Annotated in this window: 8 protein-coding genes and 1 pseudogene; 2 read left to right on the plus strand and 7 right to left on the minus strand. The window is 58.6% G+C overall.

What is annotated here, in order from left to right; translation table 11 throughout:
- Positions 1 to 34: 34 nt before the first annotated feature.
- From NZK35_RS13755 to NZK35_RS13770, 4 genes and pseudogenes are all read right to left on the minus strand, one after another.
- Complete coding sequence (locus tag NZK35_RS13755) at positions 35 to 2,902, minus strand: PSD1 and planctomycete cytochrome C domain-containing protein (protein WP_259633111.1); 2,868 nt, start codon at positions 2,900 to 2,902, stop codon at positions 35 to 37.
- A gap of 49 nt (positions 2,903 to 2,951) precedes the next feature.
- Positions 2,952 to 4,022, minus strand: a pseudogene (locus tag NZK35_RS13760) (sulfatase); the annotation flags it as partial.
- Between the two features lie 97 nt (positions 4,023 to 4,119).
- Entirely contained in the window at positions 4,120 to 5,793 is a 1,674-nt protein-coding gene (locus tag NZK35_RS13765) for a LamG-like jellyroll fold domain-containing protein (RefSeq protein WP_259633112.1), read from the minus strand.
- A gap of 1 nt (position 5,794) precedes the next feature.
- Positions 5,795 to 6,370, minus strand: a complete 576-nt coding sequence (locus tag NZK35_RS13770) for a sigma-70 family RNA polymerase sigma factor (RefSeq protein WP_259633113.1) — start codon at positions 6,368 to 6,370, stop codon at positions 5,795 to 5,797.
- Between the two features lie 644 nt (positions 6,371 to 7,014).
- Here NZK35_RS13770 and NZK35_RS13775 point away from each other — a divergent pair.
- A complete protein-coding gene (locus tag NZK35_RS13775; RefSeq protein ID WP_259633114.1) occupies positions 7,015 to 8,502 on the plus strand; it encodes a circularly permuted type 2 ATP-grasp protein in 1,488 nt (495 codons plus the stop codon).
- Positions 8,496 to 9,476: an alpha-E domain-containing protein gene (locus NZK35_RS13780; RefSeq protein ID WP_259633115.1), complete on the plus strand. Its 981-nt coding sequence runs from the start codon at positions 8,496 to 8,498 to the stop codon at positions 9,474 to 9,476. Before NZK35_RS13775 ends, NZK35_RS13780 begins: the two co-directional genes overlap by 7 nt.
- 110 nt (positions 9,477 to 9,586) lie before the next feature.
- Here NZK35_RS13780 and NZK35_RS13785 read toward each other — a convergent pair whose 3' ends face one another.
- From NZK35_RS13785 to NZK35_RS13795, 3 genes are all read right to left on the minus strand, one after another.
- The gene (locus NZK35_RS13785) at positions 9,587 to 10,957 is read right to left on the minus strand and encodes a DUF1552 domain-containing protein (protein WP_259633116.1); all 1,371 of its coding nucleotides are present in this window, start codon (positions 10,955 to 10,957) and stop codon (positions 9,587 to 9,589) included.
- Positions 10,958 to 11,057: 100 nt separating this feature from the next.
- Complete coding sequence (locus NZK35_RS13790) at positions 11,058 to 14,042, minus strand: DUF1592 domain-containing protein (protein WP_259633117.1); 2,985 nt, start codon at positions 14,040 to 14,042, stop codon at positions 11,058 to 11,060.
- A 753-nt stretch (positions 14,043 to 14,795) separates the two neighbouring features.
- Positions 14,796 to 17,813: a tetratricopeptide repeat protein gene (locus NZK35_RS13795; protein ID WP_259633118.1), complete on the minus strand. Its 3,018-nt coding sequence runs from the start codon at positions 17,811 to 17,813 to the stop codon at positions 14,796 to 14,798.
- Between the last annotated feature and the right edge of the window lie 138 nt (positions 17,814 to 17,951).

The following is a 17,951-nucleotide window of genomic DNA, read 5'->3' on the forward strand; positions in this document are numbered from 1 at the left end:
CTAAAGCCTGGACACCAACAAGTGTGTGGGGGATTCATGGCAAAAATGCAAATTCGTTCGTGTTCAACAGGGTTCGGCAGACGAGCGACAGACTCGTTTGTCGGGCAATGCCCAAGCAGGCATCCAGTTCGTCCGTCTCTGGCTGGCGTGACAACAACAATTCAAAGCAGCGGCTGATCGCCGCTTTCAACTCCCCACCAGATTCTTCCTTCGCACGCTCGGCAATCAACTCGGATTGGTGGATCACAAAGTCGCTGTTCATCAAATTCAACGCTTGCAAGGGAGTCGTCGAGACGGGACGTTTGGCACGCACCTGACCGCAATCGGGAAAGTCAAACGCGGTGAACATCTGGTCGTCGACGCGACGCATGCGTTCTTGGTACAGCATGCGGCGCCACGTTTCCGGACCGTAGTTTTTGACGACTTCCCACTGTGCATAGGTTTTCTTTTCGTTGTGAATTCGGTAGCTGCGACCGCCGACGGTTCGATCCAGTGATCCCGACGCCTGCAGGATCGAATCGCGAATCACTTCCGCCTCCACGCGTTTGGGCGGAAACCGCCACAACAGCGCCGAACCGGCGTCCTTGGCGATGCCCTCTGGCCGCGGCGCACTCGACTGACGGAAGGCCGCCGACATCACCATTTGGCGGATCATCGATTTGATGGACCAAGCTTCGTTGCCCGAGACCGTCGGCTGAACGAACTCCGCAGCCAACCAATCCAACAGTTCCGGATGCGTCGGTGCGGCGCCCGCTTTACCGAAGTCGCTGGTCGTTGGAACAATGCCGCTGCCGAAAACGTGGTGCCAAAGTCGGTTGACCATCACCCGTGCGGTCAACGGGTTTTCTTCGCTGCTGATCCATTTGGCGAACTCGGCCCGCCGTTGGGGGCCGGGCGCTTCCTGTGTCAGCCCCAAGTCGCCATCAAAGATGGCCGGCCCCGCCGGGTCGACTTCGTCGCGCGGGTTTTCGGGGCTGCCACGAAGCAGCACGCGGGTCACTTCGGGGCGGACGAATCGGCCGACGAAGCTTGGACGCGGCCCTTCTTCGGCCAAGGTTTCGATTTGATTTTGGATCTCCTGGAGCGCCGCTTTGCGTTCGGGATGTTTTTTGTCCAATTGAGTGTTGACGAACCAAGTCCCAACCCAAGGCTGCCAGGTCCCGTCACTCTGGAGCACATCGACGTCGTATTCGTATCGCGGCAGGTACGGTTTCTTGTCCAGATAATCGGTGTCGTAGAAGTACTCGCGGTTGCTGCTCAGCCGAAGCCGACTGATCTTTTCGGGCTGTTCAAAATCGAACTGCACGTAGGGCTGCTCGTCGGAACCCTTGTCCTTCTTTGCCCGCCAAGCCATCGTGCCGTATTCGCCGTCGTTGACGCGTTGAATCGGATTGCGGCCTTCCACACCGTCTGCGGGGAATCCGGAAACCTTGGTGCCGCGGCGTTTGTGGGCGAGGTTTTCACCATCGGTGTCGGGGCCGAACACTTCCAGCTCATCCAAGCCGACGTTTCCCATCTTGAATCGGACACGGATTGCTTTGGTCGTGACGGGGTTGAAGTGCATTTCACGAAACGCCCCCCAATCCTCTTCCCAACCGCCGATCGGCCGCAACACCGCGCGCTGCTTGGCGATCTCTTTCCAGATCTCTTGGCCGCGTTTGCGGCGGGGGTGATCGGGGGCGAATTCGGGGTGACGACTGCCGAATTCGACGTCTTGAAACACGCCCGTCATCGAATAGTAATCTTTGATCGTGATCGGATCGAACTTGTGGTTGTGACACCGAGCGCATCCGATCGTGACGCCCATCACCGAGGCACCGACGGTTTGCATGATCTCGTCCATCCGATCCGCGCGGGCTTGGCGAATCGCCGTCGGTTCGCGACCCACCGTCGCCGCGGGTACGTGCGGACCGGCGACCAGAAAACCGGTCGCCTCGCCGGCACCCATCGAATCGCCGGCGATTTGCTCCTGCACGAACACGTTGTAGGGCTTGTCTTCATTGAACGAACGGACCACATAATCGCGATAGATCCACGCGTTCTTCCGATACAAATTGGCTTCGGATCCATTGGTTTCCGCCCATCGAATCACGTCCAGCCAATGCTGGGCCCAACGCTCACCGAAATGCGGCGATTGCAGTAGCCGATCGACCAACGTTGAATACGCCCGCTCGGCATCGATTGCCGATGCACCGACGAATTCGTTCGTCTGTTCCGGCGTCGGGGCGATCCCCGTCAACACGATCGAGACGCGTCGGATCAGCGAACGGGGATCGGCCGGTGGTGAATACGAAAGTTCCTGTTCGGCGAGTTGTTTCAACAGGAAGGCGTCGATGGGCGTGGGCGGATTCGCAAGCTGGCTGCGGCCGCCACGTTGTGGCGGATTCGCAAGCTGGAAGCTTACGCCACGCTCAGGATTCGCAAGCTGGAAGCTGACGCCACTTTGGGGAATCGCGGGTCGGACGACGCGTTTGAATGCCCAGTGATCGATTTTTTCGCTGACCACGTCGTCCATTTGTCCCGGGACGACGGCGCCCGCTTTGATCCAACGCGTCAACAACTCAATTTCTTCAGCCGGCAGCTTGTCATCGTCCGGCGGCATCGCCATGTCCTCATCGACATGATTGATCACTTCGACCAGGTAGCTCTTTTCGGGCTTGCCGGGCACGACGGCCGACAAGCCTGAATCGCCGCCGCGAAGCATGCGGGCACGCAAATCCAGCCGCAGCCCCGATTCTTGCTCATCTTCGCCGTGGCAATACAAGCAACGTTCTTCGAGAATCGGCAGGATCTGTTCCTCGAAATCGATCTCTTCGGCAGGCAACGTTTGCGGTGCCAACAGGCAAAACAGGAGCAGAAAACGTCGAATCATGATGGCTGACTTCCAATCTGACATTGGCATGGAGGGTTCCTAGATCATATCCAATCTTGGTCTGTGTCGCTCAACTACAGCGCGGCTTTCCAACCGGCGTCCAAATCATCAACGGCACGCGGGTCGCAATTTCGTAGTTGGTCGCTTTGCCCCAGACGCCCATGTCCCCGAGATGCCAGCCGTGGTCGCCCCATACGATGATGATGGTGTTGTCGCGCACCCCGGCATCTTCCAGGGCACGGACCATCAATCCGACTTGGGCATCGACGTAACTGACGCATGCCAAGTACGCGTGCTTGAGTGTTCGCGCCAACTCTGGATCCAACGGCCCGATCTTGGGAATTCCCGCACGGGTTCGCAATTCGAAGGACGCGTGAAGCCCCATCGCGGCACCGCCCTCGGGCGCATCACGGTGGGTTGCCATCGGAATTTTTTCGGGATCGTACAGGTCCCAGTATCGCTTGGGCGCGGTCCAGTTCAGGTGGGGTTTTTTGAACCCGAGCCCCAGGAAGAACGGCTTGTCCGCCTTGGCCATCTGTTTCATGGTCTCGATCGCTAGCCGGGTGTTGTACCCGTCACCGTAGGCGGTATCGGGGACGTCGGCGTTCTCGTACGCCGGTCCGCTGCCCAAACCACGGCGTGCGGCTTCGCCGTACTTGGCCAACATCTCCTTCATGTTGTCACTCTTGATCTTGTTGTTTTCCGCCAGCGCGTAGCCACCGACCGGCTTTTCGATCCCCTTGATCCATTTGACCGGGCTTCGACTCCAAGAGTTTTCTTCGTCGGTATCGCCCTGATGAAAGATTTTTCCACAGTAGGCGGTTTCATAGCCGTGTGCGATGAAGTGCTGGGGCAACGTGACGATGTCGGGCTGAAGCTCACGCAACGAAACATAGTTGTGAAACAACCCGGTCGTCTCCGGTCGAGCACCGGTCATCAGGCTCGCCCGCGAAGGCCGACAGATCGCCTGTTGGCAATAGGCCCGATTGAACAGCAAACCGTCTTCGGCCAGCGCATCCAGATTCGGCGACACCGCGATCTCGGATCCGTAACATCCCAGTTCCGGACGCAGATCATCGATGGCGATGAACAGGACGTTCGGACGGTCTTGATCCCCGGCATGGCTCAGTGCCGCGAACGTGGCGAGCATCCCAACGGAAAACGCGATTCTGTAATAGATGTGCTGCATCAATTCTGTTTGATCTGAGAACGATTGAAGTCGACTGTCGTGTTGAATCCGACAGTGCCTAATACCCGAGCGGCTTGCCTTGTTCGTAAAGCGACTGAATTTCGTCGGGGGTGAGTGCGGCGTCAAAAATTGCCAGTTCATCGATCGCACCGTTCAAGTTACGGACGGCGAACCAAGGTGAATTTCGCAGCGGCTGTCCCCAGTTTCCGATTTCGGCCGTCCCGATACGCAGCGTTTTGACATGGAACAGATCCCTGATCGGTTCGCCGCTGATCGGTTTGCCGTCGACGAATTGGTTGACTTGTCGAGCGACCGGGTCATAGACCGCGGCGAGGTGCAGCCACTTGCCGCTCTTGGACACATCCCAAATCGGCTCGGTGAAATAGACCCGGTGTAACCTGGAATCTTCCGCGGGGCCGAGTCCCGACCCGGGCGTGTCATCGACCATCACCGAAAACATCAGCCGACCGTCGTCGCGAATTTGCCAATGCGGTTCACCGTTCTCATAGCCGTCGCCCATGAACAGCGAATTGTAACGATGCTCTAAACTGTCAATTCGGACCCAGCAGGCGAACGTGAACGCGTTGAACTCACCATCGATCCGAGTCCGCACCCGCGATCCCGGTCGGTCGAATTCCAACGCGGTTGATGCGGCACCAAATCGACCGTCGGCTCGCGTTACGGGGCCGACCAAGATGCCGTCGCGTTCTGGACCCGACGAAGCGCGGTTCGGAATGACGCGTTCGGCGTCCGATTCCGCGATCGGGTAATACGCGATCAGCCGGTCGTCGGTCCTCAACTGCCGCGAGTACGTTTTCCACCCTTCGAATTGTTGTGTTTGAGCGTCTTCACGTCGACGTTGCACATCGCTGAGTGTACTGAGTCCCTTGAAAGCGTCCGGGCGCGACTGCGAACCCTTCAACCATTCTCGCTCTCCGGTGACCAGATGATCGCCGTCGTGTCGGCCACCGCGCAGTTTCACTTCGCCGTCGATCACCTCGACGCGTGCTTCGTCATCGCCGACTTCCACTGCGAATTCGGTGCCCAAGTCGATGATCTCCGACTCGGCCGCCGTGACGATAAAACCACGCGCCGCCGGCGGAACACTGGCCCGCAACCGCCCCTTGATCACGCGCACCGACCAATCCGATTCGACGTCGAGCGCCGCGGGTCCTTCCACGATCAAAGTCGCACCGCAAAAGAAATCGATTTCCGCAATCCCCTCGTCAAACTGCAAGACACCGTTAGGCAACACATCGCCTTCGCGGAACGCAAGCGAGCCGTTTGACCAGCGCAAATCCACGGCACTCCGCAACGTGGCATGGCCGGCAATCAATGCCTCCTCCGGTTCGTCCGATACGACTTGTACGATCTCGCCACGTTGGAGATCGCCACCATCGTTGCTTTGTCCGAACCAGTACGCGGCGCCGCCGACCAGTGCAAGAACGGCTGCCGCGATCGCCAAGCGTTGCCACGTCCACTGCGTGGCGTCGTCGAGCACACTGGCCGGCGCGGCGTTTCGTTTGGGTGGTCCCCCGTGCAGGTCGCCGTGCAGGTCGCCGGCGGACTCGGTTGCGATTTCGCCGATTGATTCACACAGATTGATCGACCGCAAATACTCCGCTCGAACGTCTTCACGCCGCTCGATCGCGTCCTGCAGCACGTCGAAATCGTCCGCCGAAATGGTTTGGTCGATGGCTTGGAAAATCAGGTTTCGAATCGTGTCGTCCATCTTACAGCTCCTCCACGAGTCGGCCCTGAACACAGTCCAGAAGCCGTTTGCGAAGCGCGTTGACTTTGCTGTACAACCGACGCGTTTTGACGCCGGTCTCTTGTGCGATTTTGGTAATCGACTCGCCCGGCGAGTGAACGCTCAACACGAGCCGGCGTTGGTCGGCGTCCAATTGTCCCAGACACGTCTCGATCGCTTTACGTTCCCGATCGCGCTGTTCCAAATCCTGCATCGCGTCCTGTGCCAATCGCTCAATCACACTCTCGCGAAACATGAGTCGGTCCCGGGAATTGTCTCGCTGCCAGCTGAGCACTTTGTAGCGGGCGATCACGCAGGCCCAGCGAATGAATTCGTCGACCGCGTCCTCGGCGTTCTCGGGCGTGAAGGATTCGTATTTCTTCCAACACTCCAGCGCCGTCTCCTGCATCACGTCGTCGACGCCCTGGTTGGACGGCAACAACGAACGCACGAATCGACGAATCGACTGGTCATGCCGGGCCAGCAAACTGACGAACTCGCCGTAACGCGCTTCGCGGCCTGCGGCGGTCTCAAAATCAGGTTTCGCGTTTGGATCCATGGAGCGTTTGTTTCACGGAAGGTGGTTCACCGTTGATATTCCATCATCCCCCAAAATTACCGCGCGACCTGTGCCGATTTGTCAAAAAACGCGTTTGGCGACGCCGGAAACCATGTTTTAGCGGCAGGCCGCGAGCAATGAACTCCCATCGTGTAGCGGAACGGCGCGAGCCGTCCGCTTGCTTTGAGATGGGCCGCGGAAAAGGCGTCAACCGTCTCAAGCGATTCTGGGGACACGACCCTACCCTGGAACAGAACGGGACCATGCCGTGCGAATTCGCACTCGTGTTGGAAGGGACCGTTGCACGTTCCCCACGCCGCGCTCTGCGACAGCGCAGCGGAAGTCGCAGCTGGCCTTTTCTGCCTTCTTTTCTGGACTTCTGAACCGTTGCGTGGACCGGCGACGACGACGATGCGACTCAAGACGCCGCCGTTAAGCACGCTTTAGTGGAGCGTTGGTCCTCGGTGACGAATCATGTGGCTCGGTGGCGCGCCATGTGCCGACGGGAAACCCTCGGCCGGTGGAAACTGGCACGACGCAGCTGACATCACTCGATGACGGCGATTGCGTCGTCGCTGCGATGGGCGGATCCAGCGTTCTTGAAATGACAATCGGTGTGTCTCAATCACTTCAGAGAACGGGCGATGCTGCTTTTACCCTATGAGATGGATGGTGGATTTGACGAGATGTTCGCTCCCGACGGCAGACCCAGGGCCAGCGGCGAACGTTTTGTTCGGCGACTGGAAGCCCTGGCCGAAGGGAACCTGCAAGAGCGACAGAAATCGGCGGAACTGAATCTGCAAAACATGGGCATCACGTTCAACGTGTATAGCCATCAAGCCGGCACCGAAAAGGTCTGGCCATTTGACCTGCTTCCTCGAATCATCGACGCGGAGGAATGGTCAATGATCGCGAAGGGGCTGGAACAGCGGATTCGGGCGCTCAATCAGTTTGTCGACGATATCTACAACGATCAAAAAATCATCAAAGACAAAGCCGTCCCGGAATCGTTGATTGCGTCGTCCAAGACGCTTCGCAAACAGTGCGTCGGTCTTCAGCCGGCACAACGTGTGTGGTGCCACATCACTGGCGTGGATTTGATTCGTGACGCCGATGGTCAACTGTATGTGCTGGAAGACAACATGCGTTGCCCCTCGGGCGTTTCGTACGTGCTTGAAAACCGCGAACTCATGAAACGAACCTTCGCGCACGTCTTTGAGGGGATGTCGGTCGAAGCGATCGAAGAGTATCCGGAGCAGTTGCTGAAAACACTTCTGGACTGTGCCCCAACGGGTGTATCGGATCCGGTCGCGGTGTTACTGACACCGGGTGTTCACAATTCGGCCTACTTTGAACATTCCTTTCTGGCCCAGCAAATGGGAATCGAACTCGTCCACGGTTCGGATTTAATTGTCAAGGACGGATTCGTCCACATGATCACGACACGCGGGCTCAGAAGAGTCGATGTGATCTACCGCCGCATCGACGACGATTTCTTGGACCCCGCCCACTTCCGCGCCGATTCGTGTTTGGGAGTCAAGCATCTGATGGACGTTTATCGTGCCGGCCGTGTGTCCTTGGCCAATGCACCGGGAACCGGCGTTGCCGACGACAAGGCGGTGTATGCGTACGTGCCGGACATCATTCGTTACTACTTTGGCGAAGACCCGATCTTGCCGAACGTGCCGACGTTCCTGTGCGACGATGACAAACAACGTGAACATGTCCTGTCCCACCTGGATCAATTGGTCGTCAAACCGACCAATGAGTCGGGTGGCTACGGCATTTTGATGGGCCCACACGCCTCGGCCAACGAACGGGCCGAGTGTGCCGAAGCGATCCAGAAGAATCCACGTGATTGGATCGCACAACCGATGCTGAATCTGTCGACCGTCCCCACCCTGGTCGGCGACGAATTGAAACCCCGTCATGTCGACCTTCGACCGTTCGTCTTGTGCGGCAAAGACGTCTACGTGATGCCCGGCGGACTGACGCGGGTCGCTCTGAAAAAGGGTTCGATGATCGTCAACTCGTCGCAGGGTGGCGGCAGCAAAGACACGTGGGTGTTGCGCAACGGCGCAACGGCTCAGCCAATATCTGTCCCGAACACGAAGGAGTCGTCATCATGCTAAGTCGCGTCGCGGAAACCGTATATTGGCTCAGCCGATACGTCGAGCGGGCAGAAAACATCGCACGATTCATCGACGTCAATTACAACCTGACCCTCGGCAAAACCGAATCGCTGAGCAAGCAGTGGACACCGCTCTTGGAAACCACCGCGGACCAGAACGAATTCGTCAAACGATACGACAGCCCCACACGCGAAAACGTGTTGCAGTTTTTGTCCTTTGACGAAGAAAACGGCAATTCGATGATCAGTTGCGTCGCCAGGGCTCGCGAGAATGCACGGACCATTCGCGAAGTGATTTCGAGTGTGGTTTGGGAGCAACTCAACACGTTTCACCTGTTGGTCCAAGCCGCCGGGCACTCGCCCAAGACACTGGAGCAACCGCAAGCGTTCTGTGAACAGGTTCGCTTGACCAGCCATTTGCTGGTCGGCGCGATGGACGCCACCATGTCGCATGACGAAGCCTGGCACTTCTCACGTTTGGGCAGGATGATCGAACGCGGTGACAAAACATCACGTCTGCTGGACGTACAGTATTACAACCTGTTGCCCGACGGCGGGAACGTCGGTTCCTCGCTGGACGTCGTGCGTTGGTCGGCACTGTTGCGTTCAGCCAGCGCCCTGGAATCGTATCGCCGATTGCGAGGCAAGATTGTGCCGCAACGCGTCGCCGAATTTCTGATGTTGGATCGCAAGTTCCCCAGAGCGATGCATTTCGCCGCCATGCGGGCGCGCGATTCGATGCGGGTGATTACCGGCAGCGAGCTGAACTCCTACTGCTACCACTCCGAACAACTGCTCGGACGCCTCTGTTCGAGTCTCGATTACGCCGTCATCGATGACATCCTGCAGGACGGGCTGCACGAATACATCGACCAGTTCCAACGCCAGCTCAATACGATTGGCCAGGAAATCCATGAAGACTTTTTCTCCGTGGACCGATTGAACGCATCGCCGGACGCTTCGGTGATGACGTAAGTCCCTGCGGTTCACGCAAGCTGGAAACGCCCGCAAGCGGGACAATGACGCAGGCTGGACGCGCCCGCAAGCGGGCCGATGACGCAAGCTGGAAGCTTACGCCACGCGGGTTACAGACGGGCCAGTCGTTTGTCGGCGTCGCCGAAACGGTCCAGCTGAACGCCCATCCGATCCATGATCGACAAGTACATGCTGCACAGCTTTCGATCTTGATCGTCCTGGCCGATGAAATCCAGCACGCGTCCGGTTTCGAGTGTGCCGCCCAAGCCACCGGTCAACAGCACCGGGACCTTGCTGGAATCGTGGGCATTGCCCGACCACATGCTGGAAATGAACAGCAGACACGAATGGTCCAGCACCGTGCCGTCGGCTTCGGGCATCGCGTTCAACCGTTCGGCCAAGTAAGCATATTGGCTACAGTAGTACCGTGAAATTCGTTCGTACTCGTCGGACAGATCGTTGTGCGAGGCCGAGTGGTGCGTGCTCTCGACATTCAGGAAAGGGTAAAACAGTCCCGACAAATCGCGATTGAGCAGCAGCGACGCGACACGTGATTTGTCGCTCTGGAACCCGATCGCGACGATGTCGCACATCAACCGCATGTGCTCGCGAATGTCCTCGGGCAAGCCGTCGTCAGGCCGCTGCATCGTGGCCAGTGGCTTGCCGTGATCGTTGGCCCGTTGCCGTGCCTTCTCACGAGCGGCTCTCATCGATGCGGCTCGTTTTTCCACCTCTCGAACGCTGCTCAAGTATTCATCTAGCTTGACCTGGTCACTCTTGCTGACCCGCCGGCTCAACGACGCCGCCTCTTCACCGACGCGGTCCAAAATGCTCTCGTCGCGACGGCTGCCCCGGTTGTCGAACAAACTGTCAAAGGCCAACGATGGGTAAACCTCCATCGGCACCGGCGACGTCTTGTTCTGCCACGAGATGTGCGAACTGTAGGCCATCGAAAAATTCGTTTCGTGATACCCCGTCACGGGCTGTTCGCAACCGAGCACCAGACTGGGGACGACGGTTTCCTCTTGGAAATGATTGGCCAGCACCTGGTCCATGCTGATGTCGCCACGAAGCTCCGAACCCTTCTGCAGGGACGCCCCGGAAAGAATGTTGCCGGTCTGGCCGGGGTGAATGCCGACCGACGTCGCATTCTCGTTGAACAGCCCGGTGATGAAGTTCATCTTCTCCTTCAACGGCTCCATCGGCGCCAGACTCTTGCCCAACTCCATCTCTTTGCCGTCGCCCTTGGCCCACCAATGCTTGCGATTGATGCCGCACCCCATGAACAACGCGGCAAATCGTTTCGGCGGTGCAACCGGATCCTCGCCGACGACAGTCTCGGCGCCCCAGACCGGAATCGATTCCATCCACGGAAGTGCCATCGACACGCCGACGCCGCGCAGGACCGTGCGGCGCGATACGCCGCTTGAGGATGCGGAACGGTCAGCAGAACGAGCGGTGGAGGTGATGGGTGTTTTCATCGAAGTGACGGTGGTTGTCGAAGAAGCTGTCGGATCATAACTGGGGATCGGGTTCCAGGCTCGTCACTGCTGAGATCTCGAGCCTGGAAGCCTATCCCACTTAATTGAAATCTGCTTTCACACGTTTGTTCAAGAACGCCGGGCTGGTGACGATCCTCTCAATCGCATGTTGCAATCGATACCCGTCGGACGCAAGCGAGGCGGTCATCTGATCGATCGCCGTCTCATCAGACAACTCTAACGAACGCCCGAGTGCATAGGCGAGAAGTTTGCGGCAAACATTCTCGACAAAATCGGATTGCCGGGATCGACGAATGTAGTCCCGCAGACCTGCGATCCCCGTCCCCTCACTCTCGTCGGGGAACCGAACATGACTATCCACCTCACGACCGCCGAAATCGGTTTCACGCCGCTCGCCGATCGGCCCGTATTGTTCAAACACCAGTCCGAACGAATCAATTTTGTCGTGGCAGGCCGCGCAGCTCGGATCGGCCCGGTGCCGCTGCAGAGCCTCCCGCAACGTCAACTCGCCCAACTGAGACTCGTCACTTGGCAACTCGGGCACCGCAGCGGGCGGGGCCGGGATGTGTTCCCCGAGCACGTACTTGACCAACCAATTGCCGCGTTGCACCGGACTGGTTCGCAATCCGGGTGAATTCTTGGTCAGAAAGACAGCCATCGGCATCAACCCGCCACGGCCATACCGATCGACGCCGTCCACCTTGGCCCAGCCGTCGTGTTGTTCGTCCAACTGGTCGGCGGGAATCTGGTAGTGTTCGGCGAGCGCGCGATCGACGAAGGTGTAATCGGCGTACAACAGATCCAGAATCGAGCCGTCAGTGCGCACAATCTCATTGAACAATCGAATCGGTTCTTCGTACATCGATTGACGCAACTCGTCGGTGAATTGCGGGAAACGATTGCGATCGACGCCGTTGTGTTGCTGGAATTGACGAAAGCCCAACCAACTGCCCACAAACTCGTTGACAAAGCCCTGGGCTCGCCGGTCGCCAAGCATGCGGACCACTTGCGACACCAGCACCTCGCGTTGATGCAACCGGCCCGACGCTGCCAAGTCACGAAGCTGCTGGTCGGGCATGCTGGCCCACAGAAAGTAGCTCAACCGGCTGGCCAGCGCAAAATCATCCAGCGGCTCGACGTCTTGATGCGCCGCATCGGCGACACGCTGCTGCGGCAGATCCAAGCGATAACAAAAGTTGGGTGACATCAAGACCGCCACAACGCTGTCCCGAATCGCATCCTCGTGCTCCAACCCGTCTGACTCGCGCAGGTGCTGATAAAACGATCGGATGCTCTGTCGCTGTGTATCGGTCAGCGGACGACGATACGCCCGCTCGGCGAACCCGACGACGGCATCCAACTGAACCGATTCCGATTCTCGCTTCAAACGTTCCAAACGACGGAACGTTCGCGACATGTCCTCAAAGTAGAACGAGATCGCTTCGAGTGCTTTGGGATTGCCGCCGACACGTTCCGCTTTGGCTAAATAGGCTTCCGCCAGCGCCCGGACTTTGGCCTCCGACGTGCAATCTTTGTCTTCGGCGCGGAATCGGTCGAATTGCGAATCACGCATGAAACGAGAATCGGTGCGATCGAACCAGATGAACCCGGCGTACTGACGCATCGGCGCCGACGTCACGAAATCGAGTTCTAACCACAAACGATCCAGCTCGTTCCGCTCTTCATCGCTCAAAATCAACTCGTACAGCGGGCCGTCGTCACGGAAGTATCCCATCTGGCTGTGGAATCCGGCGCTCAAGAATCGTCCCGTGCGTCCCTTCTCTTCCTTGGGGTCCAAGTAGACACGCGCCCGCTCGGAAACGAGGAAGGTATCGGGAAAGACCGAGCAGAACGTTTCCAGTGTCTGCTCGAACACTTGCAATCGGTTCTCGTCTTCCGGCACGTCCATCGCACTTGCCTCGGCCGAACCCGGCTTCAATTCCAGCAACGCCCCCAGATCGCCGACGTCAGAGATCCCTCCGGCGTAACGGCGGCGGTTGGTGACGAATTGGCGATTCTTCCACAGCACCAACGGCTGCGAACCCTTGTGGACCTCGGGCGTCGTCAGGTTTTCGACCTCGGGAACCAATCGCTCGCGTAGCGTCGCGACGAAGTTCTCCATGCGCTGGCATTGACGCTTGGCTTGAGCGACATCGTCCGGCGTGTTGCCGCTTGGCAACCGTTGCCACATGATCCGCAGCGCCGCCAAGGGACCAACGTCCGCGACTTGGTCGGGCGCTGCGTCGACGTTCAAGATCTCCCACAGTGTTTCCATGTACCGAGGACTCAGCCCTTGGCTGGACGCAAATTCGTGCAGCGAACGTGTTTCGGGATCACCGGCTGTGTGTTGCAGTTGATATTGCCAGAGGGCGTAGAAGAAATCGACGTACTGCAAACGTTGCCGCCGATAGAAATCGATGATCCGATTGACACAGTACTTGTCGCGGTCCGTTTCGGTGATCACCGGGTGGGGTGCGAAATCGATCCCCGTCGGTGTCAGCACCAGATGTTCGGAAACGTGACGCGCCGCTTCGAGATACTTTTTCAGCAACGAAGGTGACATGGCGAGTGATTCGCCCGAGTTGTCGAACCCCTCCTGGTTGGCCGGATCGATCGGAAACGCCTTGGCCGGTTGCAAGTCAAATCCGGTCAGGTCTCGGATCGTGTAGTTGTATTCGGCGTTGCTCAGTCGGCGAGCCAAGACGATCCCGGGATCGCCCGCCCGGCGTTTCGCCTCGTTTTGTCGCACCCCCGCGATCCACCCGACGACACGCTTGCGAGCCTCCGGTGTGGGATGCGCCTCGGCGTCTTCGGGCGGCATGTCGCCCGCCTGCAGACGGTCCATTACGACCATCCACTTCCTGAAATGGGTCACGACCGATGTGACATCACGATCCGAATCCAGGTCCAAATCCCCTTCGGTATCGTCCGCGTTGTGACAGGACACGCAATAAGTCTTCAGAAACGGTCGAACCGTATCGTCAAACGTTCCCTCCAGATCGTCCGCACCCGAAACGAGTGGAACAGAACACACCAACAGAGTGACAAAAAACAACAAACGCATCGACGGTCTGGGTAAATGCAGGCGGGGGGCAAATCAGGCGGGGACAACACGGAAGCCCGACGTCGGTGTGGGCGACTGCGACCGATTTGCTGCATCATGTTTCGGGTTGGTGGCCACCCGGATCCACGACAAACAGCCGATCACATCGAACTCGGGGCTTCCAGTCGTTGCGACTCCATTGTAACCCTCGCCTCTCGAATTCGGGATCCAAACGTGACGGCGAACGCCGAAGATTCCCAAAACAGCGGACCTTGGGCGATGCCCAAGGCTATGGATGGAAACGGCCGTTGGCCGAAGCCATTCACTCAGAACAGATCTGACATGCAAAAGATGTGTAGATACCCTCCCTGCCAGGGAGGGTTACGTACGCAGTATCGAGACCGAAGCACAAGTGCTCTGTCAACTTTTAGATTTAGGGTGCCGCGGAAAAGGGGGGCAGGCTGTAACTTGCGGGGCGATGAAATGCCCACTGAGCCCACGGATAGCAGCGCGAACCCACGGATTATTACACCCTCTCATCCGTGGGTTCGCGCTGCTATCCGTGGGTATCATTCTCGATCGTTAGCCCGGTCAAAACCCCAACATTGACTGTGGCCAGAGCACTAGTGCTTCGTCCAGATTTAATTTTCGGGTTGCGTTTGTCGAGCGGAAAAGGGGTCAGGTGCCAAAAACCAAATGGCCCGCAGGGTGCTTCGCATTTTTGGCACCTGACCCCTTTTCCGCGGCACCCCAAGTTTAAAAGTTGACGAAGCACTAGCGGCCGGGTGGCACCCGCTGGGCGATCGGTTTGTTTTGGCCTTCGACCAGCAACAGTCGTTGATCGACCGCGATTTTCTCGAACACTTGCCGCGTTCCACTCGGCCAGCTGACGATCACTTTCACGTCATCGCTGGACTCGCCCAACCCGAATGACACGGTGGATTCGTTGTGGCACAGGTATCCATCTCCGCCGACGATCCAGTTGGTCAACGTTCGCTGCCCCTGATGCACTTCCACCTGCGCGCCGATGGCATCACGTTCCGATTCGGTACCCACCAGTTGGAACGTCAACCAATGGTTGGAGGTTGCGGTGCGATTGATCAGCAGCGCCGACGGCGATCCGATGTGCGAGATCAGCATGTCCTGCCGACCATCGGCATTAAAATCCAAACGGGCCAGACCGCGGCCGAGGTATTTTCCGGTCCAGTAGTCCGAGGCATCGTCGACGGGGGAAAGGCGAAATTGGCGGCCGAGGTTGACGAAGAATTGCGGCGACTGCTCCAACGGTTCACCCGGAGCTTTTTCGATATTGCCGTTGGTGACCGCCAAATCGGGACGCCCATCGAGGTCGTAGTCGAGCGCTTGGCAACCGAATCCCAGCACGTCGGAACTGTCGCGGTGCAGTCGATACTGCACGCATCGGTCTTCGAACACGCCGCCTTGATTCATGAACAGGCTGACCGGTTCCAGATAAAAGTTGGTGATGTGAATGTCCCGCATCCCGTTGCCATCGAAGTCGGCGACGGCAATTCCCATCGACGCAGTTTCGACTCCGCCGATGCCCAACGCGCAACCGCGGACCGCCGCGACATCGATCCATCGGTCCTCGTCGGGTGACCGCGTCCACAATTGGTTGGCGCGAATATCGTTGCCGACAAAGATGTCGTTGCCGGGTCGACCGTCCCAGTCGGCGATCACCACGCCCAGGCCCGTGCTGGCGTCGCCTTGAGAGTCGCTGACCCGTTGATGCAACATGCCGCCGCGGCCGTCGTTGACCGCAATGGAATCGATCCCCGGTTGAAAGGACGCCGGCGAGATGGTCAGGATCTCGCCCTTTTCATTCATCTCCGGACGGTTCACCATCGTCGGATCTTCGACATAGTGCAACGCATACAGATCCGGTAACGCATCGCCGGTGATGTCCCCCAATGCTACCGAACTGGTCAAAACTTGATGCTCGGGGTCTTCGTCAAAGACCTGGCGCCGGAACGTGCCATCGCCATTGTTGATCAGCAACACCTTATTGCCGATGTTGGCAACGACAAGATCGGCGAACCCGTCCTGGTTCCAATCTCCGCTGCCCAGGCCGACCGAGTAGCGGGTGTCGGTCACTGCGGCGGACTGCGTCCGGTCGACCAGTTTTCCGTCAACGCCGCGATACAACTGGTTCGATCGTTCACCCACCATCGTCGGCACATCGGCACCGCCTTGGGCCAGATAAAGATCGACGGCACCGTCCAGGTCGTAGTCCAGCACAGCGATGCCGCCACCGAGAGATTGGTAGAGCGCGAATCGAAACGGTTGTGGCTCACTGGCAACGAAGTACGTGTGGTTGAGCCCCACCGACTCGGCGATGTTTTCAAACGCCGGGACGGGAAAGTCATCGGTCGATGGAGCCGTTTGTGGTGGCGAAACATCGATCGCGGCGGGGATCTCCAACTTCGGCAACGGGTACTCGGCCAGGTCGAGCCCGCAGACGCGTTCTTGGCGGCTTGCGAAGGCATCCGGCGAACGAAACAGGGCCGCGCGGCGCTCGTTCAGCGACTCGATCTCTTCACGAGGCGCCTTGCGATGAAAGGCCCCGAAGATCCGCCACGTCATCGCTTCCAGCGGACGATGCAGCTGATCCAAACCGTCGGCGATGGTGGCGTAGTTGTCGATCGGCACCGATTCGGGCGTCTCCGTTTTTCCGATCGCGTTACTGGCCGAGACGACATCCCTGATGGTGTCGTATCGCTTCACCCAACGTTCGGCTTTCTCGGTCTGGCCGAGCGCCGTCAACGCCTGATTGATCCGCCGCATCGCACCGACATTGGTGGGATCGCGCGCCAACGCTTCGCCGAGTGCTCGGACCGCTTCCTCAAATCGCCTTTCCGAAACCAGATAGCCACCGATCGCGGCCCAATACTCGGCGAACGCTTGAACCGGCTGATCGGTTTGGGTCAGCCACCACTGAAAACGTTCGTTGTCCTGGGCTTCGATTGCGAGCAAACCGTAAAAGGCGACGATCGAAGGAACGGCCTTGCCCGCGCGCACCGTTTCATCGAGTGCTTCGACCGCTTCGACGTTTCGGCTGGCGGTGAACAGCATCCGCGCGGTGGCCGCCGGACCGATCGGGTAGTTGGGACGGGGACGCGGCGGAGGCTTGTTGGGGTCGTCAAAGATCGCGTGCCCCAGCACCATCAAGGCATGCAATTCGTCTTCTTGAATATTGCCCAGGCGACACAGCGCCCGCAAATGATCCGCCGCTTCGTGTCGCCGCCCCTGGCGGTTGTATAGATACGCGAGTTGTCGGTGGGCGATGGGAACATCGCCGGCCAACTCGAGTACCTTCTGATACCTCGATTCCGCCTCATCGTACCGTTCCAGCTGCATGTACCAATCGGCCGCCTGTCCCAGCGACGGTAGGCCCGCTTCCGGATGAGTCACGGGGATCGAGTCCAGGTATTCGACTGCGTCGGCAAGATTTCCGCGATCGGCATGCAATCGAGCCAATCGAAACAAAACCTCCGCGTCGTTGGGGTCGGCCATCAGCACCTTGCGATACTCGGCCGCAGCCGCGTCGGTCTTGCCCGCTTGGATCAACGCCAAAGCGGCATCGATCGTTTGGTCACGGTTGAAGGGTTTTTCAACGGGCGCCGGGGGCTGAACCTCGGCTTGCGTTTCGGCTTCGCGGTCGACGATCGGATCGCGTGGCGATGGATCGGTCGGTTCAACCGTCGAGCGGTCGCACGCGGTGAACGCGAACATGGTCGCAATGAGCAGGAAGACGACTTGCCGAGTGTCATTCATGGGCATCAAGGTGCCGCGGAAAATCGGGTAGGTAAAACTAAAATGAATTCAGCTACCGTTGGTGTGTAGCCTTTAGGCGATACCTGGTCGCTGCGACGCAGCGAAAGTGGGCGGCTAAAGCCCAATCCCGCTAAGTTA

Origin of the sequence: Stieleria sedimenti, from assembly GCF_025060895.1 — a bacterium.
Taxonomy (GTDB): Bacteria; Planctomycetota; Planctomycetia; order Pirellulales; family Pirellulaceae; genus Stieleria; species Stieleria sedimenti.